This is a genomic window from Microbacterium sp. NPDC076911 (assembly GCF_040687125.1).
Classification (GTDB): domain Bacteria; phylum Actinomycetota; class Actinomycetes; order Actinomycetales; family Microbacteriaceae; genus Microbacterium.
In genome coordinates this window covers 61,688-84,745 of sequence record NZ_JBFBMP010000006.1, presented here as the reverse complement: position 1 = coordinate 84,745, position 23,058 = coordinate 61,688, and the positions used below count along the sequence as shown (strand labels likewise).

The following is a 23,058-nucleotide window of genomic DNA, read 5'->3' as shown; positions in this document are numbered from 1 at the left end:
GCGGTGCTCACGAGTTGCGTCGAGTCCACTCCAGCAGCTGGTCGAGTGGCCAAGTCGTCACTATCCGCTCCGGTGGCACGCCCGCGGCCTCGGCTCTGACTGCCCCGTGGTCGAGAAGGGACAGCTGCCCGGGGGCATGGGCGTCTGAGTCAATCGCAAACAGGCACCCTGCCCGCAGCGCTACCGCGATCAACTCATCTGGCGGGTCCTGCCGTTCGGGGCGAGAGTTGATCTCGACCGCGACATCGTTTGCGGCGCAGGCGTCGAAAACTGCTTTCGCGTCGAAGTTGGAGGGCGGCCGAGTTCCTCGGGAGCCTTCAACAAGCCTTCCCGTCACATGACCGAGCACGTCGATATGCGGCCCCGAGACCGCAGCGACCAGCCTGCGTGTCATCGGAGTGTGCTCCATGCGCAATTTCGAGTGCGCAGAGGCAACCACCACATCCAGTTCGTCGAGCAGCTCAGACTCTTGGTCGAGCTCACCGCGATCGAGAATGTCGACCTCGATACCCGATAGCAAAGTGAGCCCCTCTGCATTGGTATTCCGCACGATTTCGAGCTGCGCACGAAGCCGCTCCGGGCTGAGCCCGTTTGCCACACGCAGCCGCGGCGAATGGTCAGTCAGCGCGAGATATTCGTGGCCGAGGGAACGCGCAGCATCCACCATCAAATCGATTGAAGTGAGCCCATCAGACCAGTCACTGTGCGAATGCAGGTCGCCGCGCAACAAGCTTCTGAGAGTCGACTGCTTCTCGGCACCCACCCGTTGGCGCAGATCGACGAGATACGCGGGCACATCGCCTTGCAGTGCTTCTTGAATCACCGCGAGAGACGAATCACCAACGCCTTTGAGCCTTCGCACTCTCGCGGTGTCGCGCAGCTGTTCGTCACTGAGCCCAGCGATGGCGTTTGCTGCCGCGCGAAAAGCCTTCGATCGATACCTCGACGACCGCTCTCGTTCTAAGAGCGCAGCAATCTCAGCGAGTGCTTCGTGCGGGTGCATCGCTGCTCAGCTCATCTCAATCACGGCGCGAACGTCGTAGGTCCCACCGAGATGAGCAGGATCCCGGCGAGAATGTCCAGCGTGCCCATGACTTTGACCCCGCCTACGCTGCGGGCGGGGGCTCAATGGAAGCGGCCTGTGAATGGGCGTTGTGTGCGTTCCGGTCATCCGCGGTCATGATTGCCCCCTCATGGATTCGCCGTGCTGGCACGCTGCATGCGCTCCTGCCGATCACGCTATCGGTCTGTGCGCAGTCGACGGAAGAGTCCGAACTGAAGAATTACGCGTGGGCCCCGAAAGCCCGTGTGGCGCTCACCCAGTCATGAAGAACAGTGGATGCTGCACCGGTGTCGATCGCCGCAGCGGCATCCGTAAGCGCTTCACCCAGTCGGGTCACGATTGGCCGTTGCACCTGCGCTGAATCGAGGAACAACCGATACGCCACCATTCCCGCCGCAGCATTCAACAGCACGATGTCGCGCACTGCTCCCTGTTCGCCGCCCAGAACGCGCCGAACCACATCGGCGTTGTGCGAGGGGTCACCCCCCAGCAGATCGTCGATCTGCGCGAGCGGAATGCCAAGATCGCGAGGATCGAGGTCATGCTCGTGCACATCACCACGACTGACCTCCCACAACCGACTGTGTCCGGTGGTCGTCAATTCGTCGAGACCGTCGTCGCCTCGGAAGACAAGAGCGGTGGCGCCACGGGTTTGGAAGACCCCAGTGATCAGCGGCACGCGGTCGAGCTGGGCAACACCCACTGCATTCGCTTCAGCACGAGCAGGGTTGCATAGCGGCCCAAGAAAATTGAACACGGTGGGTACACCCAGTTCAGCCCGAGTCGGTCCGGCGTGTCGGAATCCTGGGTGGAATGCTGATGCGAACGCGAAGGTGATGCCGGCTTGATCCAGAGTCTCGGCGACCTGGTCGGGCGTGAGCGTCAGATCGAGTCCAAGCGCACTCAGCACATCTGATGACCCCGAAGCAGAACTCGCCGCGCGGTTGCCGTGCTTTACGACCGGAATTCCGGATGCTGCCGCCACCAGCGCTGCCATCGTCGAGATATTCACCGTGCCAAAGCGGTCGCCGCCGGTGCCGACTATGTCGAGCACTGCAGAGTTCACAGGCAGCGGCAACGCCGCTTCGAGGATCGCGTCACGAAACCCGACGACCTCATCTACGGACTCCCCCTTCGCACGCAGTGCGATGAGAAAACCAGCCAGTTGCGAAGGCGTCGCCTCGCCCGACATGATCTTGCGCATCGCCCACGTCGATTGCGACACGCTGAGGTTACGATCCCCAAGCAAATCGGTAAGAATTTCAGACCAGTTGTAGAGCTCCGCCATAACGCAAAAGCCTATCTGGATGCTGCCCGGCCCCATTCCGTGCGATCACAGGAGGGCGCTTCTTTGTCTACATCGGGAGTTCCTGGCCAACTCACGGCGCATTCTTAGGCAGCCCTAAGTGCGTATAGAGACAAAACAGTGAGCCCGGATGGGAATACGATCGCTCATCATCCGACATAATGGTTTTGTGACGACCTCTACAGCGACCTACTCCCAGGCCATGCGGTCCGTCAAGCGGCCGGATCCGGTCGCTGTCGGAACCATCGTGTGGCTCGGCAGCGAAGTTATGTTCTTCGCGGGCCTCTTCGCCATTTATTTCACGCTTCGCAACGCATCGCCGGAGCTGTGGGCGGAGCGCACCGAGCTACTCAACGTGCCGTACGCCCTCGTAAACACGATCATCCTCGTGCTCTCTTCTGTGACCTGCCAGATGGGCGTGTTCGCAGCTGAGCGCTTCCAGCCGTACAGCACGAAGAAGCGCGGCTGGTTGGGCTGGGGCATGGTGGAGTGGTTCTGGCTTACCTTCATCCTTGGCGCGATCTTCGTTTCGGGCCAGGTGTGGGAGTACGCGCAGCTCGTCGCAGAGGGCATGCCAATTGCTTCTGACTCCTACGCGTCAGCCTTCTACATCACCACCGGTTTTCACGCGATCCACGTGACAGGCGGACTCATCGCATTCCTCCTCACGATCGGCCGCGCATACGCCGTCAAGAACTTCGGTCGCAAGGAAATGACTACTGCCATCGTTGTGTCGTACTACTGGCACTTCGTTGACGTGGTGTGGATTGCCCTGTTCGCCGTTATTTACTTCCTGAAATAGAGCGGAGCTGATTCCCGACATGGCACGTGACACCTCGCGCCGCTCCTCCGGCCGCCGCAGCCCTTGGGCTGCCGCCGCCCTCATTGGCATTGGCCTTCTGATTACCGGTGGCGTATACGCCGGAGCATCGGCGGCAATGGCCTCAACTGAACCGGCTGCGGTCGCCTCGACGCTGACGGTCGAAGATGGTCAGAAGCTGTTCCAGGCAAACTGCGCAACTTGCCACGGTCTCGACCTGCAAGGCTCGGAAGAGGGACCGGCTCTTTACGGAGTCGGCGAGCTCTCCGTTCACTTCCAGATGAGCACCGGGCGCATGCCGCTGCAGATGCAGGGACCGCAGGCCCCTCAGAAGCCGGTGCAGTTCACCGATGAGCAGATCGAAGCTATTGGCGCCTACATTCAGGATGCAGCACCCGGGCCGAGCTTTCCCGATGCAGAAGTTCTCGATGGCCAGGGCGACGAGTCGCACGGTGGAGAACTATTCCGCATCAACTGCGCCATGTGCCACAACGTGGCTGGCGCTGGTGGCGCACTCACCGAGGGAAAGTACGCCCCTGCACTTCACACCACCACCGAGCTGAACATGTATGCGGCGATGGTGACTGGACCGCAGAACATGCCGGTCTTCAACGACATGACGCTCACCACAGAAGAGAAGCGTGATGTCATCACCTACCTCCTCTACCTGCAAGACAATGAGTCAGCTGGCGGATTCTCGCTCGGCTCGCTCGGTCCTGTCTCTGAGGGCCTGTTCATCTGGATATTCGGCATCGGCTCGCTGATTGCCATCACCGTGTGGATCACGGCGAAATCCAACTGATTTATCGATTCACGTAAGCACTGACGAGGAGCAGCATGGCACACGAGGACGACGCCCTCGAGCACGAGAGGGCTTCATGGAAGCCGTCCCCCGGGCTCGCGGTCGCGGTCACCGACCCAGTGCAGAACCCGGGTTTGCCTCCGCACCGCACACGGATGACGGACCAAGACCCGGCCGCAATGAAACGCGCCGTACGAACGGTCTACACACTGTTCTATGTTTCGGTTGCGGCGAGCATCTGGGCGATTGCTGCCTACATGCTTTTCCCGATCGAGAGCGGCCGGATCATCGATATCCGCCACAACAACCTCTTCATTGGTTTGGGCATCGCTCTAGCGCTGCTGGCAATTGGTATCGGCGCGATCCACTGGTCGAAGGCGATCATGTCGGACAAGGAGTTCATCGAACCCCGACACGCGACTCGTGGCCGTGACGTCACGCGTGAGGCCGCCATTCAGGTGTTCGACGAAGCCAATGAGGAGTCGGGATTCGGCCGTCGCACGGTGATCCGCAACTCGATGATCGCCGCGATCGTGGCGTCCGTCGCGCCCGGCATCGTTTTGTTCCGCGGTCTCGCACCTTTCGATTCGCCTGAGCACCCAGACGCGGGAAATCCGGTCGCTCTGCTCAGCCACACCATGTGGAAAGAAGGATCGCGCCTCGCGCACGACCCGACCGGTGAACCGATCCGCGCAGCTGACCTGACGCTCGGTTCCGCTGTGCACGTTATTCCGCAGGAACTTGCAGAGCTCTCGCACCACGATGGCTACCTCGAAGAGAAGGCGAAAGCGATCGTGCTGCTGATGCGCCTTCTGCCGGACCAGCTGATCGAGACCGAAGAGCGCAAAGACTGGTCGTACAACGGCATCGTCGCGTATTCCAAGGTTTGCACGCACGTCGGTTGCCCTGTGGCGCTGTACGAGCAGCAGACTCACCACCTGTTGTGCCCTTGCCACCAGTCGCAGTTCGACGTGACTGACGAGGCAAAGGTCATCTTCGGGCCCGCTGCGCGCGCACTGCCGCAACTGCCGATCACCGTCGACGATGAGGGCTACCTCATCGCGACGAGCGACTTCAACGAGCCTGTAGGCCCGAGCTTCTGGGAGCGCCATTGAGTACCGTCACCGAGCCTCAGACCCAGGCCGAAACTGAACCGCGCGACAAGCCTCTCGGCGGTCGCTTCATCGGCGCCACCGCGAACTATCTCGACGAGCGCACGAGCCTTTCAGGCATCGTCAAAGAGCTAGGTCGCAAGATCTTCCCCGACCACTGGTCGTTCATGCTCGGCGAGATCGCGCTATGGGCGTTCGTCGTTGTATTGATGTCGGGAACGTTCTTGACGTTCTTCTTCGACGCATCAATGGTCGAAACGCACTACTACGGCGCTTACCTCCCGATGCGAGGCATCGAGATGTCAGCCGCGATGGCCTCCACACTCGAGATCTCCTTTGATCTGCGTGGCGGCTTGCTCGTTCGTCAGATCCACCACTGGGCGGCACTCGTGTTCGTCGCTGGCATCGGTGTGCACATGCTTCGCGTCTTCTTCACAGGTGCATTCCGAAAGCCGCGCGAGCTCAACTGGGTGATCGGATTCATCCTCTTCATCCTCGCGATGGCAGAAGGATTCACCGGCTACTCGCTTCCCGACGACGTGCTCTCGGGCAACGGACTGCGAATCATTGACGGCATGGTCAAGGGAATCCCAATCGTCGGCACGTGGATATCGTTCCTGTTGTTCGGCGGCGAGTTCCCCGGAACCGAGATCGTTGGGCGTCTTTACTCGCTGCACATTCTGCTGTTGCCTGCAATCTTGGTCGCTTTACTCGCAGCGCACCTCATGTTGATGATCATCAACAAGCACACGCAGTTCGCGGGCCCCGCTCGCACGAACGACAACGTTGTGGGCTACCCGATGGTTCCCGTGTACATGTCGAAGATGGGTGGCTTCTTCTTCATCACGTTCGGAGTCATCGTCCTGGTGGCATCGCTGTTCACGATCAACCCGATCTGGAACTATGGCCCCTACGACCCGTCGCCGGTCTCGGCTGGTACGCAGCCCGACTGGTACATCGGTTTTGCCGATGGTGCTCTGCGCCTGGTACCCCCGGGCTGGGAGTTCGTTCTGTTCGATCGCACCTGGTCGTTCAACATCATTGCTCCGCTCGCGGTGCTGGGTCTGTTCATCTTGCTGGTGCTCATCTACCCGTTCATCGAAGCGTGGGTCTCAGGCGACAAGCGCGAGCACCACATCGCTCAGCGACCTCGCAACGCCGCAACACGTACGGCGATCGGTGCTGCTGGCGTTACGTTCTATGCGGTGCTGTGGGCTGCAGCTTCGTCCGACATCATCGCGACGCACTTCTGGCTCACGATGGAGGGTGTCATCCACACCCTGCAGGCCCTGCTGATCTTGGGCCCGATCATCGCCTACTTCGTAACGAAGCGCATCTGCATCGCGCTCCAGAAGAAGGACCGTGAGATCGCGCTACACGGCTATGAGTCAGGTCGAATCGTCCGGCTTCCCGGCGGTGAGTTCATCGAAGTGCACCAGCCCGTGGATGAGTATGAGCTCTTCAAACTGGTAGACGTCGAAACATACGAGCCGCTCGTCGTGCGACCAAACGCCAAGGGCAACATCCCTTGGACCGAGAACGTTCGCGCATCGCTATCGCGATGGTTCTTCGAAGACCGCCTCACCCCGGTGACGCAGACCGAGATCGAAGCTGCACGCGCGCATCAGCACCACGCTCTCGAGCACATTGCTGAAGAAGAGCATCCCGAGATCCAGGGCGCTCACGAGCGCGCCGGTGTCCCCGATGCTCCGCACGTTCCGATCTCGGACGGCCATCAGTCAGAGACCTCGGTGCACCCTTCAAACGTCATCATTCCTGAGCCTGAGTCGGGCAAGGAATCGAAGGACAAGAGCAAGGACGAAAAGAACTAGCACGCAACGCAGATCGCCCCTGCCGCTCCCCCGATTCTCGGGATGCCGAAGGGGCGTTCTGCGTTGCGTCGGCATGGGCAACGCGGCAGTAATCGTGCGTATGCTGGCGCTCTCGCGTCTGGTTCGGGTCGTTTTGAAGAACTAGCGTGGACCCATGACAGACGCCATGACCTTCTTCACCGCAAAGCTCAGCCTCGAGACCGACGCGTCGGATGTGTACGCCGCCCAAAAGGCCGGTGACGCCTTTGTGCTCGTCGACGTGCGCAGCGATGAGGCGTGGTCACAAGGGAGGATTGTTGGCGCCATGCACATGCCCTACGCCCAGATAGCTGAGCGTGCGTCACAAGAGATCGATGGTGATCTGCCCGTTGTCGTCTACTGCTGGAGCCCTGGATGCAACGCGGGTGCGAAGGGAGCTCTCGAATTCGCCAAGCAGGGCTACTCAGTGCGCGAGATGATTGGTGGCTACGAGTACTGGGGGCGAGAGGGCCAGCCGTTGGAGAACGACGAGGGCGCCCTGCCTCGACAGTTCGATCCACTAGTCATGGTCGTCCGTTCCTGACCGCTGGGGACGAAGCCGCTTAATACCCACAAGTACAAAACGGTGTGCCTCTTGAGCAAGAGGCACACCGCTTTTGAGAACCAGATCAGCGAGCGAAGTATCCGCGGTAGTACTCGTAGACCCAACCCACGATCGCGACGACGAACACGGCGAGACCGATGGGCATCATCCATGCTCCAACTGCCAGCCCCATCATGGCCAGCGCCGCTGATGCTGCGAGCACAATCGGCCACCAGGACCAAGGGCTGAACTCACCCAGCTCTGGGTCACCATCGTCGATATCAGCCATCAGATTGTCTTCTGGCAGTTCGCCACCCTGTGCGGCGTGCACGCGACCGATATAGAAGGCAATGAGCGCCGACATGAGTGAAGTGAAGAGCAACGCAGTCGTGCCGACCCACTCAATCGCGTTGTACCAAGGACGATCTGCGTGAGCAACGATGTTCCATACCGTATACATCACCGTCACGAGGAAGAAGAAGACGGTGAGCAACCACCATAGACCGGTATTGGTGCGCATCTACTTAACCTCTCCTGTCTCGACATCTACAACCGGGGTATCAGGAGCATCCTTCGCCGGCCCCACTCCGACCGGCACGGCTGCCTCTGGGTGGTTCAGGTCGAATGCGGGTCGCTCACTGCGAATACGGGGAATCGAGGTGAAGTTGTGGCGCGGCGGCGGGCAAGACGTCGCCCACTCGAGCGAGCCACCATACCCCCATGGGTCGTTGACCGTGACCTTCGGCGCCTTTCTGGCGGTGATCCAGACGTTGAACAGGAATGGAATCATCGATGCGCCAAGAATAATCGCACCAACTGTCGACACCTGGTTCTGCCAAGTCCAGCCATCCGCAGCGGAATAGTCAGCGTAGCGGCGAACCATGCCGTCAACGCCCAACCAGTGCTGGATGAGGAAGGTCATGTGGAAACCGATGAACAGCATCCAGAAGTGAACCATGCCGATGCGCTCGTTGAGCATCTTGCCGGTCCACTTGGGCCACCAGAAATAGAATCCAGCGAACATCGCGAACACGACGGTACCGAAGACCACATAGTGGAAGTGCGCCACGACGAAGTACGAATCGGAAGTGTGGAAGGTCAATGGCGGTGAAGCCAAGATGACACCGGTCAGGCCACCGAAAACGAACGAAACCAGGAAGCCCAGTGCAAACACCATCGGCGTTTCAAAGGTGATTGACCCTCGCCACAACGTGCCGATCCAGTTGAAGATCTTCACACCCGTTGGCACCGCGATGAGCATTGTCATCAAAGCGAAGAAGGGCAACAATACAGCGCCGGTCACGTACATGTGGTGCGCCCACACAGCCACCGACAGCGCTGCGATGGCAATCGTGGCGTAGACGAGCGTCTTGTATCCGAAGATCGGCTTGCGGCTGAAGGCCGGGAAGATCTCCGAGACGATACCGAAGAACGGCAACGCGATGATGTACACCTCAGGATGGCCGAAGAACCAGAACAGGTGTTGCCAGAGAATCACACCACCGTTTGCCGGGTCATAGATATGGGAGCCGAGGATACGGTCGGATGCGGCGGCGAGGATTGCCGCTGCCAGCACCGGGAAAGCCATCAGGATCAGAATGCTGGTGACGAGAGTGTTCCAGGTGAAGATCGGCATGCGCCACATCGTCATACCCGGAGCGCGCATGGTCACGATCGTGGTGATGAAGTTCACAGCACCAAGAATCGTTCCGAAACCGCTCATACCGAGACCGAGCATCCACAGGTTTCCGCCGACCCCCGGCGAGAACGACGCGTTCGCCAAAGGTTGATACGCGAACCAGCCGAAGCCGGCTGCTCCCTGCGGGGTGAGGAAGCCGGATACAGCGATCGTCGAGCCGAAAAGGAACAGCCAGAATGCGAATGCGTTCAAACGCGGGAATGCGACGTCAGGCGCCCCGATCTGCAGCGGAAGAATCGCGTTTGCAAAACCTGCAAACAAGGGAGTCGCGAACATGAGCAGCATGATCGTGCCGTGCATCGTGAAGAGCTGGTTGTACTGCTCTTTGGTCGGAATGATCTGCATGCCGGGCTCAAACAGCTCGGCGCGAATCAGCAACGCCATCACACCGCCGAGCATGAAGAACATCACCGAAGCGATGAGATACATGTAACCGATGGTCTTGTGGTCAGTGGACGTGATCCACTTGACGATGATGTTGCCTTTTTCCTCCACGCGTGAGGAGCTCATCAGCGAAGCCTGCCGCGGCGGGAGCGTAGTGGGGCGCCCAGCCGAGGTGTCTTCAAGCGGAAGCGTCGTCGCCATGATTACTGTTCTCCGTCTTCACTGGCGCCGGTGCCCGGCAGGTTCTGCAAACGATCGTATTCTTCAGTGATGTCACCGGTCTGACCCGCTGCCTCGAGCGAAGCAAGGTAGCTCTCGTACTCGGCCTGGCTGACGACGTTGACGTTGAACAGCATCATCGAGTGATACTCACCGCACAGCTCAGCGCACTTACCGGCGTACTCACCTTCACGAGTCGGCGTGAAGGACCAGTAGTTGTCCTTGCCGATGTACATGTCCTTCTTGTACAAGAAGTCGATGATCCAGAAAGAGTGGATCACGTCGCGCGACTGCAGGGTGATCTTCACTTCCTGGTCGACGGGAAGCACGAGGGTGGGCAACTCGTTGAGAATGTTTCCCTGTTCGTCAGTCTGCGCCTGAACACCCATGGTCCACACCGTGTCGGCGTCGTTGTCTGCGGTGTATTGGAAGTCCCACGCCCACTGCTTTGCAATGGCGGTGATTTCCACATCAGGGTCTTCGTACTGAGTCTCAAGAATCGTCTGATCGCGCGCGGTGAATGCGAAGAAGCCGATCACCAAGATCAGCGGGATCACCGTGTAGAAAATCTCGATTGGCATGTTGTAGCGAAGCTGAACGGGAAGCCCCGACTGCCCACGCCGACGACGGTAGACGATCGCCGCCCATCCCATGAGACCCCAGGTGATGACGCCAACGACGAGCAGCACGATCCAAGAGTTCACCCACAAGCCCGAAACCATCTCGGTTCGGTTCGTTGTGGCGGCACCGTCCTCGATGAACCCAGGAAGGTAACCGTTGAGCTCAGTGGGGGTGCACCCGGCAAGTACTGCGGCCGTAGCAATCCCCACAGGGAGTACGGCCCAGCGGAGGCGGCGTTTCGAGGGCACAATGCACCTTTCCAGTTCGCGGACAGGACTGTAGTCAGTCTATGGCAAGCATCCAGCCGATTCAGGCCATCCACCCAGTTTGATCAAAGATATGTCGCCACAAAAAACAGGCCCGAAGTGCTCTAGGAGCTCTCCGGGCCTGCCAAAAAAGTGGTGCGATCAGTGGAAGCTGTCTCCACAGGCGCAGCTACCGGCAGCGTTCGGATTGTCGATCGTGAAGCCCTGTTCCGCGATCGTGTCTTTGAAGTCGATCGTCGCACCGTCGAGATATGGCACGCTCATGTCATCGATGATGACCTCGACGCCGTCGAAATCCACTGTCTTGTCACCATCAAGATAGCGCTCGTCGAAATACAGCTGGTAGATCAGACCACTGCAACCGCCAGGCTGCACGGCAACTCGCAATCGCAGGTCATCGCGGCCTTCTTGGCCAAGCAGGCTCTTCACCTTCAGCGCAGCGTCGTTAGTCAATGAAACGCCGTGCTCGCGGGTGGTTGCATCGGTTGTCAGCGCGGTGTCTGTCATGGCACTCCTCCGGACGGGCCGCTCGCGCGGCTTGATATGTCGATTGTACGCCCGCTGCTTGGCAGCGAGCCTGGAATCGCTCCAATCGCTCACAAGCGCTCTCGCGCCGGAACACTGGTTTCACTCGCGAGAATCGAGGGCCTCGAGCAGCAGAGCCTCCGATGCAACGGCATTGCGGAAAGTATCGAGATGAAGCGATTCGTTGGGACTATGCGCTTTCGCGTGCGGATCTTCGACGCCAGTCACAAGAATCTGCGCAGCGGGAAACTCCCGGACGAGATCCGCGATGAACGGGATCGATCCGCCCACACCGATATCAACCGGTTCAACACCGTAGCCGTTGTGGAGTGCGGCACGCGCAGCCGAAACAGCCCAGCCGCTGGTGTCAACGAGGAACGCATCACCAAAGTCTTGATCGACGAACTCCAGCTGTGCACCGAACGTCGCGTTGGCACGCAGATGAGCCTCCACAGCGGCATACGCCTCGCGTGCGGGCTGGCCGGGGGCCACACGCGCGCTGATCACGACGGTTACCTCTGGGGTCAATGTGTTGGATGCGTTCGCGACACTCGGAGCGTCGATTCCGGTGATCGTGATCGAGGGCTTGTTCCAGATTCGGCTGAGAATGCTGCCCCGACCGATCGGCGAAACCCCCTCGGGCAGTCCAGCCTCATCACGCAACGTTTCTTCGCCGTAGTCAGGTGTCTCCGCATCCCTTTCGGTGAGCCCTGATACGGCGACAGCACCATCATCGTCCCAGAGCGTCGACAGCATCTTCACTGTCGCGAGCATGGCGTCAGGGACGGCGCCCCCAAACATTCCGGAATGGGAAGCGTGCTCGAGCGTGCGCACCTTCAGGGTGAACCGGGTGTTTCCTCGCAGCGAGACGGTGAGCGCGGGCGTGGTCGCATCCCAGTTACCAGAATCGGCGACGACAATGACGTCGGCGCGCAAGGCGTCGGCGTTGTCGGAGAGGAATTGAGCGAAAGAACGAGACCCCGCCTCCTCTTCCCCCTCGAAGAACAGCACCACGCCCAGGTCGAAATCGCTACCGAGGGCTTCTTTCAGCGCGCGTAGCGCCGCGATGTGCGCCATGATCCCGGCCTTGTCATCGGCTGCTCCGCGCCCGTACAAGCGCCCAGCTCGCAACGTCGGCTCGAATGGCGGCGATTCCCACAGCGACTCGTCACCGACAGGCTGAACGTCGTGATGCGCATACAGCAGGATCGTCGGGCGGCCGTTGCGCGCGGCACGCGTCGCCAGCACTGCTGGCTGGCCGGCTTCGCCGGTGTCAGCAATCACGGCGTTGCGAATCTCCACGGAATCGAACAGTTCGAGCTCGCGCACCAGCGCCGCGACTGCCTCGGCACTCTGCGCTACGGCGCCAGGATCGAAGCCTGGAAATGCGATCGAAGGAATGCGCACAAGAGCGCCGAGATCGGCGAGGGCGACGGGGATTCCGGACGCCGCAGCAGCGCGCACAGCGTCTTGTCGAGAAAGCTCAGTGGTCATGCGGGTAATCTTAAGCCCACACCTGTTCACAATCATCGAGGATTCACCCGTGGCTAAGACACCCGCCGCCCCCGCACCGAACGACGTTCCAGCCGACTCTTCGGCCGAGTCGTCAGCGACCGGCAAGGGTCGCCCGACCCCGAGCCGAGCCGAGCAAGAGGCCGCTCGAAAGCGCCCGCTGGTGCCCGACAGCAAAGAAGCGAAAGCTCGCGCCAAGGCCGAGCTCGCCGCTCAGCGCGAGAAAGCACGGGTCGGCATGGCTGCCGGCGATCCCCGCTACCTGCCCGTTCGTGACCAAGGACCGCAGCGCAAGTTTGTTCGTGACTTCGTAGACCGCGGTTTCCACCTGGGCGAAGCGGTTATGCCAGCCATGGTTGTGGTGATCTTCGCCACATTCATTCCGAGCACCGAGGTGCAGTTCTATTCGTTCGTGGCGCTCTGGATCTTCATCTTCTTCGTTGTCGGCGACATGGTCATCACGTCGATCCGCGTCAAGCGCGCTGCCAAGGAGAAATTTGGCGAAGGCAAGGTGGAGAAGGGCCTCGGGTGGTACTCCGCAATGCGCAGCATCCAAATGCGATTCCTGCGCCTACCCAAGCCGCAGGTCAAGATCGGCGGACGCCCGGTCTCGTAGACCAGCTTCCAGAGGCGCGTGCTGAACTCTCAGCGCGCGCCTTTTACTTTGCTAGCGCCTGATTGATCTGGCGCGCCCAGAGTGGGCCACGGTAGAGGAATGCGGTGTAGCCCTGGACGAGGTTCGCGCCGGCTTTAATACGTTCTTCGACATCAGCGCCAGTTTCAACTCCCCCGGCAGATATCACGCAGAACTCCGCCGGAACAGCGGCGCGCACGAGGCGCAGAACTTCAAGTGACCGCGCCTTCAGCGGTGCGCCCGAAAGGCCGCCCGCGCCTGCCGCCTGAACCACAGCATCGTCAGAGATGAGTCCGTCCCGGACGATCGTTGTATTCGTCGCAATCAATCCAGCCAAGCCGAGGTCGACGGCCAGCTGCGCAACGGCGGTGACCTCATCGTCTGGAAGATCCGGCGCGATCTTCACCAAGAGCGGAACTGAACCGGCTGCCTCGTGCACCGCACTCAATAACGGCCGTAGCGTCTCTACTGCTTGCAATCCGCGCAAGCCAGGAGTATTCGGAGACGAAACATTGACGACAAGATAATCAGCCAACGGCGCGAGCAGCGACGCGCTCTGCACATAGTCGGCGGTTGCGTCTTCTACTTCGACCACACGGCTCTTGCCAATGTTGACGCCCAACACCGCACGCTTTGACCGCCTGCGGAGTTTCGTCAAGCGCCGAGCTGCTTGCTCGGCACCGCTGTTGTTGAAACCCATGCGGTTGATGACAGCACGATCGGGAATCAATCGGAACAGTCGCGGCCGCGGGTTCCCCTCTTGCGGTATGGCGGTGAGAGTACCCACCTCGACATGGCCGAAACCGAGCGAGTAGAGACCTGCTGCCCCCTTCACATCTTTGTCAAAGCCCGCCGCGACCCCGAATGGCGAATCGAAAGTGAGGCCGAGCGCGGCAGTGGCGAGTTCCGGTGCAGGAGCGGTCAGACGGCGGGCTGCCCATGAGAACGGCGGAACACCGAGCACACGAATGAACAACATTGCGGCGTGATGGGCAGTTTCGGGATCCATACGCGCGAACACGGTGCGAAAGATGAAGGGATACATCGTCTCCAGGCTAGCCGTTCGCAAGCGGAGCTCATCACACCGCGAGCCGTTCGTGCGCGAGCAAGCTAGTCGAGAACGGATGCGGCGTCACGTTCACCGCGCGTGCGGGGGTGGTCCAACCGAAGTTGAGCGATCGCCGCCTCGAAATCTTCAAGCGAATCAAAGGCTTGATACACACTCGCGAACCGGAGATAGGCGACTTCATCGAGGTCGCGCAAGGGCTGCAGAATTGCCAAGCCGATCTCATTCGCATCAAGTTGCGAAGTGCCGGTCTGACGGATCGATTCTTCGACCGTCTGGGCCAATACGGCAAGATCGCCCTCGGTAACGGGACGCCCCTGGCACGCCTTGCGCACACCCGACATGACCTTCTCACGGCTGAACGGCTCGATGACGCCCGAGCGCTTAATGACGTTAAGGCTTGCTGTTTCGACCGTAGTGAAACGGCCACCGCACTGCGGACACTGTCTGCGGCGACGAATACTCAGTCCGTCGTCGCTGGTGCGCGAGTCGATAACACGAGAATCGGAATGGCGGCAGAACGGGCAATGCATAAGAGGGCCAGACTACGCCTCGAACCGGGCCGTCACCGCTTCGCCGTGCGCAGGAAGCGCCTCTGCCTCGGCCAGCGTCACGATCGCGGCGCGCACCGCCTGCAAGGCGTCGCGGTCGTAGTCGATGACCTGCTGAGGCCGCAAGAAGGTCGACGCAGATAGTCCTGCCGAGTAGCGGGCCTGTCCCCCCGTCGGCAACACGTGGTTGCTTCCTGCGAGGTAATCCCCCAGGCTGACCGGTGAATTCGGCCCAACAAACACCGCACCAGCGTGAACAAAATCTTCGGGACGAGCGTCTTCGAGATGCAACTCAAGGTGCTCGGGCGCATAGGCGTTACTGAATGCAGTGGCAGTCTCGATGTCGTCTACCAGCACGATCGCGGACTGCACCCCCTCACACGCGGCCGTGATGCGATCGGCGTGTCGCGTGCCCGGGGTTCGCGCCGTGATCTCAGCTTGCACTGCCTCAGCAAGCCGAACGGAGGTCGCAACCAACACCGCGGAAGCCTGTTCGTCGTGCTCGGCTTGGCTGATGAGATCAACAGCCACAAGCCGCGCGTCGGCGGCATCGTCAGCGACGATCAGAATCTCAGTCGCTCCAGCTTCAGAATCCGTGCCGACCAGACCTGCAACGGCGCGCTTTGCAGCGGCGACGAAGTTGTTACCCGGGCCCGTCACCACATCTACCGGTTCAAGGTCGAGGTCAACCACTCCGTGCGCAAACGCACCAATGGCTCCTGCTCCCCCAATGGCGTAGACCTCTTCGACACCGAGCAATCGTGCAGCGCCCAGAATCACCGGGTGAACACGGCCACCAAATTCCGACTGAGGCGGTGAGGCGAGAGCAATCTGGGTGACACCCGCGACCTGAGCCGGGACGACATTCATGACCACGCTCGAGGGGTACACGGCTTTTCCGCCGGGAACGTAGAGTCCGACTCTGCGCACCGGCTGCCAACGTTGCGTGACGCGGGCACCTGCGCCAAGTTCGGTGACCACGGCCGGGGGAACCTGCGCGGCGGATGCTGCCCGCACACGCGCGATCGCTTCCTCAAGAGCGCTGCGCACAGCGGGGTCGAGGCCTGCCAGCGCCTCATCGAGGTGAGACGCTGGCACGCGCAGCTCGTGACCTGACACATGATCGAACCGCTCTGCTTGCTCGCGCAGCGAAACCTCGCCGCGCGCCTTAACGTCAGCGACAATCTCGGCGGCAACGGCCAGGGCATCGTTTCGCGCCGCGCTTGCGCGGGGCACAGTAGCGAGCAGTTCGAGGGGCGTCATGGTGCGCCCGCGCAGGTCAATGATGCGAAGCATTAGCCGCGGGTCACTCCCGACACATCATTGAGAACTCCCGTGCGGCCATCTTCGTGACGCACGACGAAGCTCGCACCGCGGTCTTCAATCACGAGGGCCCATGCGGTGGGACCGACACGGAACAGGGGCGCACCGAGTTCGTCGACCACATCGCGCTCTTCCGGCGCGAGAGCCCAGAAGGCTTGCTGGCGCACAGGCTCAGCGACAGGAGCGCCATCACCATCGGCATCGGCATCTGTGAGCTCGACCGCGGCATCTTCGCCACTCTCGCCTGCGTCAACGATTGCAATCTCCTCGGCCGTGTAAGCGCCAGTCACGCTATCGTCAGCAGCGATCTCGGAGTCGGCATCGACCGGCTCCGTTGCCTTGTCGCTGTCTTCAACCGAAGCGGGATCGACAGCAGCTGCGACCGGCGCCGGACGCGGCGAAATCGCTCGAATCGGACGTGCATTGCGGTGCGCAGGCACCTCTTCGCGGCCCACGAAGTCTTCGTCAATCGGCGAGATGAACGGCGCGAACACCGTAAGGAAGACGCCTGCCATCATCAAGAAGAACGACACCCAGATCACCCAGGTGCGCACCCACTGCCCGGTGCTGCCGGCAAACGCGACTGTCTCCCAGATCGACTGAGCCCACAGCACGCTCGAAACGCTGAACGCGACCGAGGCGAACTGATCGATGCCCAGCGATCCAACTCGACGAATCCCCAGCGGCGACAGGCGCCGCAATACAACCAGGAATACAGCCGCGGTCGGCACACCAATAGTGAGAATCCACTGCAGCCCTGATGTCCATACTGAGTCAAAACGCAACGTGCTGATCGAGAAGAACGACACGATGACAGCCGCCACCCACACGCCGATCAGCGCAACCTCGCGAATCGAGAATGGTCCGACGCCGTACTGTGGCGCGTGCTCTGGCGCGTGCTCTGGCGTGGTGGCCGCCTCGACCTCGTCGACCGTGCTTTTTGCCGCAGCGTCGGTGTGATCCAGTGCTTCCACATCGGAGTTTTCTGCGAGCTTGTCGTCCGTCACAATCTTCCCTTCTTGCCACGCGAGCGCGGCCTAAGTCTTCTTCGATCCTAACGGCGCGCGGCCGGATCGAGATGAGGTGTCGATGAGATCACCCGAGACATTGCGGCCCGAGTAGCCCTTTCAGTTCGCCGAAAAGGTCGGCGGTCACCGAAACGGGCATCGGCACTTCGAACACCTTCGCGACACCACCTTTATGCAGTCGCAACGTCACCTCGGTGGTGCCCTGATGGCGGCTGAGCACTTGCGCAAGCTCTTCTACCAGCTGCTGAGTCGCACGATGCTCGGGAACCAAGAGGGAGAGGGGGCCTGAAGCATCCACTGCACCCAAATCCGGTGTGAATGCCGACTGGGCGTGCAGGTTCAAGCCATCATCGCGTCGCGACACCCGCCCGCGCACCGCGAGAATCGAGTCGGCTATCAACGTCGATGAGAACTCGGCATAGGTTTTTCCCATGAACATCACCGTCACCTCGCCGTCGAAGTCCTCGATAGTGATCATGCCGTAGGGGTTGCCGCTCGCCTTTGCCACTCGATGCTGCACGCTGGTGACCAGACCCGCGACGGTTACCTGATCACCGTCGTTCAAGTCCTCCGAAGCAAGAAGGTCATGGATGCTGATCGACGCATGCTTCGCGAGTGGCACCTCCAGCCCGGCGAGCGGATGGTCGGAGACGTACAAGCCCAGCATTTCGCGCTCGAATGCGAGTTTGTCTTTCTTAGTCCACTCGGGACGGTCGGGCACCTTCGCCGGCGCAATCTCTTCTGTCTCGTCGTAAAGGCTGTCGAAGTCGAAGCCGATGGCCCCGGTAGCTGCTTTTCGCTTGCTGTCGACCGCAGCTTCGGTGGCATCCTCGTGGATTTCCATGAGCGCTCGACGTGTGGAGCCGAGCGAGTCGAACGCGCCCGCCTTGATCAGCGATTCAATCGTCCTCTTGTTCGACACATGCATCGGAACCTTCGTGAGGAAGTCATGGAAGCTCACAAAGCTCTCGTCGGCGCGAGAGGAGACGATGCCGTCGACAACGTTCGAGCCCACGTTGCGCACCGCACCCAACCCGAAGCGGATGTCTTCGCCAACAGCGGCAAAGAAGCGGATCGATTGGCCCACATCCGGTGGCAGCACTTTGATGCCCATACGACGACACTCGTTGAGGTACACCGCCATCTTGTCTTTGGAGTCACCAACGCTGGTCAGCAGCGCGGCCATGTACTCGGCCGGGTAGTGGGCTTTGAGATAGGCCGTCCAATACGAGACAAGCCCGTATGCAGCCGAGTGGGCTTTGTTGAACGCGTAGTCCGAGAACGGGAGCAAGATGTCCCAGAGCATCTTGATCGCAGCATCCGAATAGCCATTGGCGTGCATGCCCGCTTCAAAACCCTCGAACTGCTTGTCGAGCTCTGACTTCTTTTTCTTGCCCATCGCGCGGCGCAGAATATCGGCTTGTCCGAGACTGAAGCCAGCCACCTTCTGCGCAATCGCCATCACCTGCTCTTGGTAGATGATCAGGCCGTAGCTGGTGTCGAGAATCTCGGCGAGCGACTCGGTGAATTCGGGGTGGATCGGAGTGATCTCTTGCTGGCCGTTCTTTCGCAGCGCGTAATTGATGTGTGAGTTCGCTCCCATCGGCCCTGGCCGGTAGAGCGCGATCACAGCAGAGATGTCTTCGAAGTTGTCAGGCTTAAGCAGGCGCAGCAATGACCGCATCGGGCCGCCATCGAGTTGGAAGACGCCGAGGGTGTCTCCTCGTGAGAGCAATTCGTATGCGCCCTTGTCGTCAAGCGAGAGATCTTCGAGCACGAGGGGATGGCCGCGGTTGGCTTCGATGTTGTCGAGCGCGTCGTTGATGATGGTGAGGTTTCGCAGCCCCAAGAAGTCCATCTTGATCAGCCCGAGCGCCTCACACGACGGATAATCGAACTGCGTGACGATCTGACCGTCTTGCTCGCGGCGCATGATGGGAATGATGTCGATGAGTGGCTCGCTCGACATGATCACGCCAGCGGCGTGCACGCCCCATTGTCGTTTGAGATTCTCCAGCCCGACGGCGGTGTCAAAGACCGTCTTCGCTTCGGGGTCTGTCTCAATGAGGGTCCGGAACTCGGATGCCTCTTTGAATCTCGCGTGACTCTTGTCGAACATGCCCTCCAGCGGCATGTCCTTGCCCATCACGGCGGGGGGCATCGCCTTGGTGAGCTTGTCTCCCATGCTGAAAGGGAAGCCCAGCACTCGACCAGCATCTTTCAAAGCTTGCTTCGCTTTGATCGTGCCGTAGGTCACGATCTGAGCGACACGCTCGTCGCCGTACTTCTCGGTCACGTACTGAATGACTTCGCCGCGGCGCCGGTCGTCGAAGTCCACGTCGAAGTCGGGCATTGAGACGCGGTCGGGGTTGAGGAATCTCTCGAAGATCAGGCCGTGCTGCAGCGGATCAAGGTCGGTAATCTTCATCGCATAGGCGACCATGGAGCCGGCACCCGAGCCTCGTCCAGGCCCGACTCGAATACCGTTGGTCTTAGCCCAGTTGATGAAGTCGGCAACGACCAAGAAATAGCCGGGAAAACCCATCTGGATGATGACGCCGGTTTCGTACTCGGCTTGCTGACGCACGGCATCAGGAATTCCGCCCGGGTAGCGGTAGTGCAGCCCGGTCTCGATTTCCTTCACGAACCAAGACTCTTCGGTCTCGCCCGCTGGCACCGGGAATCGTGGCATGTAGTTTGCGCTGGTATTGAATTCGACGTCGCAGCGCTCGGCGATGAGAAGCGTGTTGTCGCAGGCCTCGGGCTTGTCACGGAACACCTGACGCATTTCGGCGGCCGACTTGACGTAGTAGCCATCGCCGTCGAACTTGAAGCGTTTGGGGTCATCGATCGTCGAGCCGGACTGAACGCACAGCAACGCCGCGTGTGCCGATGCGTCGTGCTGGTGGGTGTAGTGCAGGTCATTCGTGCCGACAAGTGGAATATCGAGGTCTTTGGAGATCTTCAGCAGATCGCTCATGATTCGACGTTCGATGTCGAGTCCGTGGTCCATCACTTCGGCAAAGTAGTTCTCTTTGCCGAAGATATCTTGGAACTCTGCGGCTGCGGCGCGAGCCGCATCGTATTGGCCAAGTCGCAGCCTGGTCTGCACCTCACCAGACGGGCACCCCGTAGTGGCGATGAGTCCCTTGGAATATTTCTGCAGAATCTCCCGGTCCATGCGGGGCTTGAAGTAGTAGCCCTCGAGCGAAGAAAGCGATGACAGCCGGAACAGGTTGTGCATGCCTTCGGTCGACTCGGACAGCAGCGTCATGTGGGTGTAGGCACCTGCACCCGAGACATCGTCGCGGCTTTGTTCCGGTGAGCCCCACTTGACTCGAGCTTTGTCGGAGCGGTGGGTTCCGGGCGTGACGTAGGCCTCGATGCCGATGATCGGCTTGATACCGGCGTCTTTCGCGGTTCGATAGAACTCAAACGCGGCGAAGGTGTTGCCGTGGTCGGTGACCGCGATCGCCGGCATGTCAAGACGCACAGCTTCGTCGATCATCGGCTTGATGCGCGCTGCCCCGTCGAGCATCGAGTATTCGCTGTGTACGTGCAGATGTACGAAGGAGTCGGATGCCACCCAACGAGACTACCTTCGGGCCACGACGTGGTCGTCGCTCCGCGCCCCATAGGCTCGTTCTCATGGCAACTCCAGATTTCGTCCTCTCGCTTCGTGAGAAGCTCGGGCATTCCCCGCTCCCGCTTGTCGGGGTGACTGCTGTCGTGTTCAAAGACGAGAAGCTCCTGATTGGCAAGCGCGCAGACAACGGTCAATGGCAGTGCGTTTCGGGCATCGTCGATCCGGGCGAGGAACCGGCCGATGCAGCGGTGCGCGAGTGCCACGAAGAAGCAGGCGTCGTGGTGCGCGCCACTCGCCTTGCCCTTGTGCATCAGCTCCCGCGAATCACCTATGACAACGGCGATCAGGTCGACTATCTCGATCTCGTGTTTCGGTGCGATTGGGTGTCGGGTGAACCGCACCCGGCAGACGGCGAACTCACCGACGTCGGCTGGTTTGCGCTCGGTCAACTCGGCGACATGGAGCAGACACACGTACGCAAAATTGCGCTTGCCCTCGCTGAAGACGACCCCGCCTCGTTCTCAGGTGGTCGTTGAGAGATCGGGTGGTTGTTGAGAGATCGGGTGGTTGTTGAGAGATCGGGTGGTTGTTGAGAGATCGGGTGGTTGTTGAGAGATCAGGCCGGATCGCGCAGCAGATCGAGCGCGTGCGCCAAGTCCGCGGGATACTCCGAGCGGAACGTCACCCACTCCCCTGTCGCCGGATGTGAGAACGACAGCTCACGCGCGTGCAACCACTGACGGGTGAGCCCGAGACGCGCAGCGATAGTGGGGTCGGCGCCGTAAAGCGGATCGCCCACGCAGGGATGACGATGCGCGGCCATGTGCACTCGAATCTGATGCGTGCGACCCGTTTCGAGATGAATCTCAAGAAGGGATGCGCCAGGGAACGCTTCCAGCGTCTCATAGTGCGTCACCGAGTCTTTGCCGGTCGGTGTCACCGCAAACTTCCATGAGTGCGAATGATGGCGCCCAATGGGCGCATCGATCGTGCCCGCAAGCGGATCAGGGTGGCCTTGAACGACCGCGTGGTAGATCTTCTCGACGGTGCGTTCCTTGAACGCGTGTTTGAGCACCGAGTAGGCGTGCTCTGTCTTGGCGACGACCATCAGCCCGCTGGTGCCGACATCCAAGCGATGCACAATACCTTGACGCTCGGCGGACCCCGTCGTCGCGATGCGATACCCGCTGCCCGCAAGCGCGCCGAGCACGGTCGGGCCTTCCCAACCGACGGACGGGTGAGCCGCGACGCCGGTCGGCTTGTCGATGACGACGAACTCATCGTCGTCATAGACGATGCCGAGGTCTGGCACGTTGACCGGCACAACCCGCGGCTCCTCTTTTGGAGTCCACGTGACGTCAAGCCATGATCCGCCGTGTAGCCGGTCCGACTTGGCAAGCACTCGGGAGTCCATCGTGACGCCGCCCGCTTCAGCGACTTCGGCGGCAAAAGTGCGTGAAAAGCCCAGCATCTTGGCAAGCGCTGCGTCTACGCGAACTCCATCGAGACCATCGGGAACGGGAAGCGAGCGTGATTCCACGTCAGTCGACCGATGAAACGGATGCTGCAGCATCCGGATTTTCGTCGGCTTCACGTTCCTCGGCCGACTCGTTCTTGGCGGTTGCGCCTTCACGAGTGCCATCGAACCGCAATCCAACCAGCACCATGATGGCGATGCCAATCATCATCGTCACGATGAACATGTCAGCGACGTTGTAGATCGCCGGCATCATCCAGGGGGTGTTGATGAAATCAATCACGTGTCCGACGCCAAAACCGGGTTCGCGCACCAGTCGATCGGTCAGGTTCCCCAGCACTCCGCCGAGCAGCAAGCCGAGACCCACCGCCCACAGCCTTGACTTCACGCGCGTGGCAGCAAGCCACACGATAGCGATCGCGACGCCTGCGAGCGCGATGGTGAAGACCCAAGTCACTTCTTCGCCGAGCGAGAAGGCAGCACCGGGGTTTTTGGTGAGATAGAAGATCAGAAAGTCACCGAGAATGTGAACCGACTCCTGGTAGGGAAGGTTCTTTAGCGCTAGATACTTCGTAAACTGGTCGGCGGCCAGCACGATCGCCGCGAGAATCGCGATGATCGAGCCGGCCGCCGCCTGTCGAAGGGGAGGACGGACTGTCAAAAGTCCGGC

21 protein-coding genes are annotated in these 23,058 nt (G+C 60.6%); 7 read left to right on the top strand and 14 right to left on the bottom strand.

The genetic code is table 11. From position 1 onward, the window contains the following. Window positions 1-7 precede the first annotated feature (7 nt). Together AB0O81_RS10820 and trpD are read right to left on the bottom strand one after the other, a co-directional pair. Entirely contained in the window at window positions 8-1,003 is a 996-nt protein-coding gene (locus tag AB0O81_RS10820) for a PHP domain-containing protein (protein WP_363584114.1), read from the bottom strand. Between the two features lie 280 nt (window positions 1,004-1,283). Next, the gene (trpD, locus tag AB0O81_RS10815) at window positions 1,284-2,351 is read right to left on the bottom strand and encodes an anthranilate phosphoribosyltransferase (RefSeq protein ID WP_363584112.1); all 1,068 of its coding nucleotides are present in this window, start codon (window positions 2,349-2,351) and stop codon (window positions 1,284-1,286) included. A 220-nt stretch (window positions 2,352-2,571) separates the two neighbouring features. Here trpD and AB0O81_RS10810 point away from each other — a divergent pair, with 220 nt between their 5' ends. The 5 genes from AB0O81_RS10810 to AB0O81_RS10790 all read left to right on the top strand — a co-directional run bounded on the left by AB0O81_RS10810 (window position 2,572) and on the right by AB0O81_RS10790 (window position 7,497). After that, complete coding sequence (locus AB0O81_RS10810; protein WP_363584537.1) at window positions 2,572-3,171, top strand: heme-copper oxidase subunit III; 600 nt, start codon at window positions 2,572-2,574, stop codon at window positions 3,169-3,171. 19 nt (window positions 3,172-3,190) lie between these two features. Then, window positions 3,191-3,991, top strand: a complete 801-nt coding sequence (locus AB0O81_RS10805) for a cytochrome c (protein WP_363584110.1) — start codon at window positions 3,191-3,193, stop codon at window positions 3,989-3,991. Window positions 3,992-4,026: 35 nt separating this feature from the next. After that, window positions 4,027-5,106, top strand: coding sequence for a Rieske 2Fe-2S domain-containing protein (locus AB0O81_RS10800; protein ID WP_363584108.1), 1,080 nt, complete (start codon window positions 4,027-4,029; stop codon window positions 5,104-5,106). Next, entirely contained in the window at window positions 5,103-6,935 is a 1,833-nt protein-coding gene (locus tag AB0O81_RS10795; RefSeq protein WP_363584106.1) for a ubiquinol-cytochrome c reductase cytochrome b subunit, read from the top strand. Before AB0O81_RS10800 ends, AB0O81_RS10795 begins: the two co-directional genes overlap by 4 nt. A gap of 154 nt (window positions 6,936-7,089) precedes the next feature. Continuing rightward, window positions 7,090-7,497, top strand: a complete 408-nt coding sequence (locus AB0O81_RS10790; RefSeq protein ID WP_363584104.1) for a rhodanese-like domain-containing protein — start codon at window positions 7,090-7,092, stop codon at window positions 7,495-7,497. Window positions 7,498-7,582: 85 nt separating this feature from the next. Here AB0O81_RS10790 and AB0O81_RS10785 read toward each other — a convergent pair whose 3' ends face one another. The 5 genes from AB0O81_RS10785 to AB0O81_RS10765 form a co-directional block, all read right to left on the bottom strand. Continuing rightward, window positions 7,583-8,017: a cytochrome c oxidase subunit 4 gene (locus tag AB0O81_RS10785; RefSeq protein ID WP_363584102.1), complete on the bottom strand. Its 435-nt coding sequence runs from the start codon at window positions 8,015-8,017 to the stop codon at window positions 7,583-7,585. Then, window positions 8,018-9,781: a cytochrome c oxidase subunit I gene (gene ctaD, locus AB0O81_RS10780; protein WP_363584100.1), complete on the bottom strand. Its 1,764-nt coding sequence runs from the start codon at window positions 9,779-9,781 to the stop codon at window positions 8,018-8,020. A gap of 2 nt (window positions 9,782-9,783) precedes the next feature. After that, window positions 9,784-10,668 carry a cytochrome c oxidase subunit II gene (gene coxB / locus AB0O81_RS10775; RefSeq protein WP_363584098.1) on the bottom strand — a complete coding sequence of 295 codons (885 nt, stop codon included), beginning with the start codon at window positions 10,666-10,668 and terminating at the stop codon, window positions 9,784-9,786. Window positions 10,669-10,827: 159 nt separating this feature from the next. Further along, a complete protein-coding gene (locus tag AB0O81_RS10770; RefSeq protein ID WP_363584095.1) occupies window positions 10,828-11,193 on the bottom strand; it encodes an iron-sulfur cluster assembly accessory protein in 366 nt (121 codons plus the stop codon). 120 nt (window positions 11,194-11,313) lie between these two features. Next, window positions 11,314-12,705 carry a dipeptidase gene (locus AB0O81_RS10765; RefSeq protein ID WP_363584093.1) on the bottom strand — a complete coding sequence of 464 codons (1,392 nt, stop codon included), beginning with the start codon at window positions 12,703-12,705 and terminating at the stop codon, window positions 11,314-11,316. Window positions 12,706-12,754: 49 nt separating this feature from the next. On the opposite strand from AB0O81_RS10765, the gene AB0O81_RS10760 reads away from it, so the two are divergent. After that, a complete protein-coding gene (locus tag AB0O81_RS10760) occupies window positions 12,755-13,339 on the top strand; it encodes a DUF3043 domain-containing protein (protein ID WP_363584091.1) in 585 nt (194 codons plus the stop codon). Window positions 13,340-13,382: 43 nt separating this feature from the next. Here AB0O81_RS10760 and AB0O81_RS10755 read toward each other — a convergent pair whose 3' ends face one another. The 5 genes from AB0O81_RS10755 to dnaE form a co-directional block, all read right to left on the bottom strand. Continuing rightward, on the bottom strand, window positions 13,383-14,402 hold the full coding sequence (locus AB0O81_RS10755) for a quinone-dependent dihydroorotate dehydrogenase (protein WP_363584089.1): 1,020 nt from the start codon (window positions 14,400-14,402) through the stop codon (window positions 13,383-13,385). Window positions 14,403-14,467: 65 nt separating this feature from the next. Beyond that, window positions 14,468-14,956 carry a transcriptional regulator NrdR gene (gene nrdR / locus AB0O81_RS10750; protein ID WP_363584087.1) on the bottom strand — a complete coding sequence of 163 codons (489 nt, stop codon included), beginning with the start codon at window positions 14,954-14,956 and terminating at the stop codon, window positions 14,468-14,470. A 12-nt stretch (window positions 14,957-14,968) separates the two neighbouring features. Beyond that, window positions 14,969-16,270, bottom strand: a complete 1,302-nt coding sequence (hisD, locus tag AB0O81_RS10745) for a histidinol dehydrogenase (RefSeq protein WP_363584085.1) — start codon at window positions 16,268-16,270, stop codon at window positions 14,969-14,971. Continuing rightward, window positions 16,270-17,304 carry a hypothetical protein gene (locus AB0O81_RS10740; protein ID WP_363584083.1) on the bottom strand — a complete coding sequence of 345 codons (1,035 nt, stop codon included), beginning with the start codon at window positions 17,302-17,304 and terminating at the stop codon, window positions 16,270-16,272. The genes hisD and AB0O81_RS10740 overlap by 1 nt, the downstream gene beginning before the upstream one ends. 88 nt (window positions 17,305-17,392) lie before the next feature. Then, the gene (dnaE, locus tag AB0O81_RS10735; protein ID WP_363584081.1) at window positions 17,393-20,911 is read right to left on the bottom strand and encodes a DNA polymerase III subunit alpha; all 3,519 of its coding nucleotides are present in this window, start codon (window positions 20,909-20,911) and stop codon (window positions 17,393-17,395) included. 62 nt (window positions 20,912-20,973) lie between these two features. On the opposite strand from dnaE, the gene AB0O81_RS10730 reads away from it, so the two are divergent. Beyond that, entirely contained in the window at window positions 20,974-21,447 is a 474-nt protein-coding gene (locus tag AB0O81_RS10730) for an NUDIX domain-containing protein (RefSeq protein WP_363584079.1), read from the top strand. Between the two features lie 80 nt (window positions 21,448-21,527). Here AB0O81_RS10730 and AB0O81_RS10725 read toward each other — a convergent pair whose 3' ends face one another. Next, window positions 21,528-22,451: an RluA family pseudouridine synthase gene (locus AB0O81_RS10725; protein WP_363584535.1), complete on the bottom strand. Its 924-nt coding sequence runs from the start codon at window positions 22,449-22,451 to the stop codon at window positions 21,528-21,530. Window position 22,452: 1 nt separating this feature from the next. After that, complete coding sequence (lspA, locus tag AB0O81_RS10720; protein ID WP_363584077.1) at window positions 22,453-23,049, bottom strand: signal peptidase II; 597 nt, start codon at window positions 23,047-23,049, stop codon at window positions 22,453-22,455. Window positions 23,050-23,058 lie beyond the last annotated feature (9 nt).

Excerpts from the sequence above, each read along its gene's own strand:
- AB0O81_RS10755 (WP_363584089.1), bottom strand. The coding sequence starts at position 14,402 with ATGTATCCCTTCATCTTTCGCACCGTGTTCGCGCGTATGGATCCCGAA.
- AB0O81_RS10790 (WP_363584104.1), top strand. The coding sequence starts at position 7,090 with ATGACAGACGCCATGACCTTCTTCACCGCAAAGCTCAGCCTCGAGACC.
- ctaD (WP_363584100.1), bottom strand. The coding sequence starts at position 9,781 with ATGGCGACGACGCTTCCGCTTGAAGACACCTCGGCTGGGCGCCCCACT.
- AB0O81_RS10770 (WP_363584095.1), bottom strand. The coding sequence starts at position 11,193 with ATGACAGACACCGCGCTGACAACCGATGCAACCACCCGCGAGCACGGC.
- AB0O81_RS10785 (WP_363584102.1), bottom strand. The coding sequence starts at position 8,017 with ATGCGCACCAATACCGGTCTATGGTGGTTGCTCACCGTCTTCTTCTTC.
- trpD (WP_363584112.1), bottom strand. The coding sequence starts at position 2,351 with ATGGCGGAGCTCTACAACTGGTCTGAAATTCTTACCGATTTGCTTGGG.
- AB0O81_RS10730 (WP_363584079.1), top strand. The coding sequence starts at position 20,974 with ATGGCAACTCCAGATTTCGTCCTCTCGCTTCGTGAGAAGCTCGGGCAT.
- AB0O81_RS10820 (WP_363584114.1), bottom strand. The coding sequence starts at position 1,003 with ATGCACCCGCACGAAGCACTCGCTGAGATTGCTGCGCTCTTAGAACGA.
- AB0O81_RS10800 (WP_363584108.1), top strand. The coding sequence starts at position 4,027 with ATGGCACACGAGGACGACGCCCTCGAGCACGAGAGGGCTTCATGGAAG.
- hisD (WP_363584085.1), bottom strand. The coding sequence starts at position 16,270 with ATGCTTCGCATCATTGACCTGCGCGGGCGCACCATGACGCCCCTCGAA.
- AB0O81_RS10805 (WP_363584110.1), top strand. The coding sequence starts at position 3,191 with ATGGCACGTGACACCTCGCGCCGCTCCTCCGGCCGCCGCAGCCCTTGG.
- AB0O81_RS10810 (WP_363584537.1), top strand. The coding sequence starts at position 2,572 with ATGCGGTCCGTCAAGCGGCCGGATCCGGTCGCTGTCGGAACCATCGTG.
- nrdR (WP_363584087.1), bottom strand. The coding sequence starts at position 14,956 with ATGCATTGCCCGTTCTGCCGCCATTCCGATTCTCGTGTTATCGACTCG.
- AB0O81_RS10765 (WP_363584093.1), bottom strand. The coding sequence starts at position 12,705 with ATGACCACTGAGCTTTCTCGACAAGACGCTGTGCGCGCTGCTGCGGCG.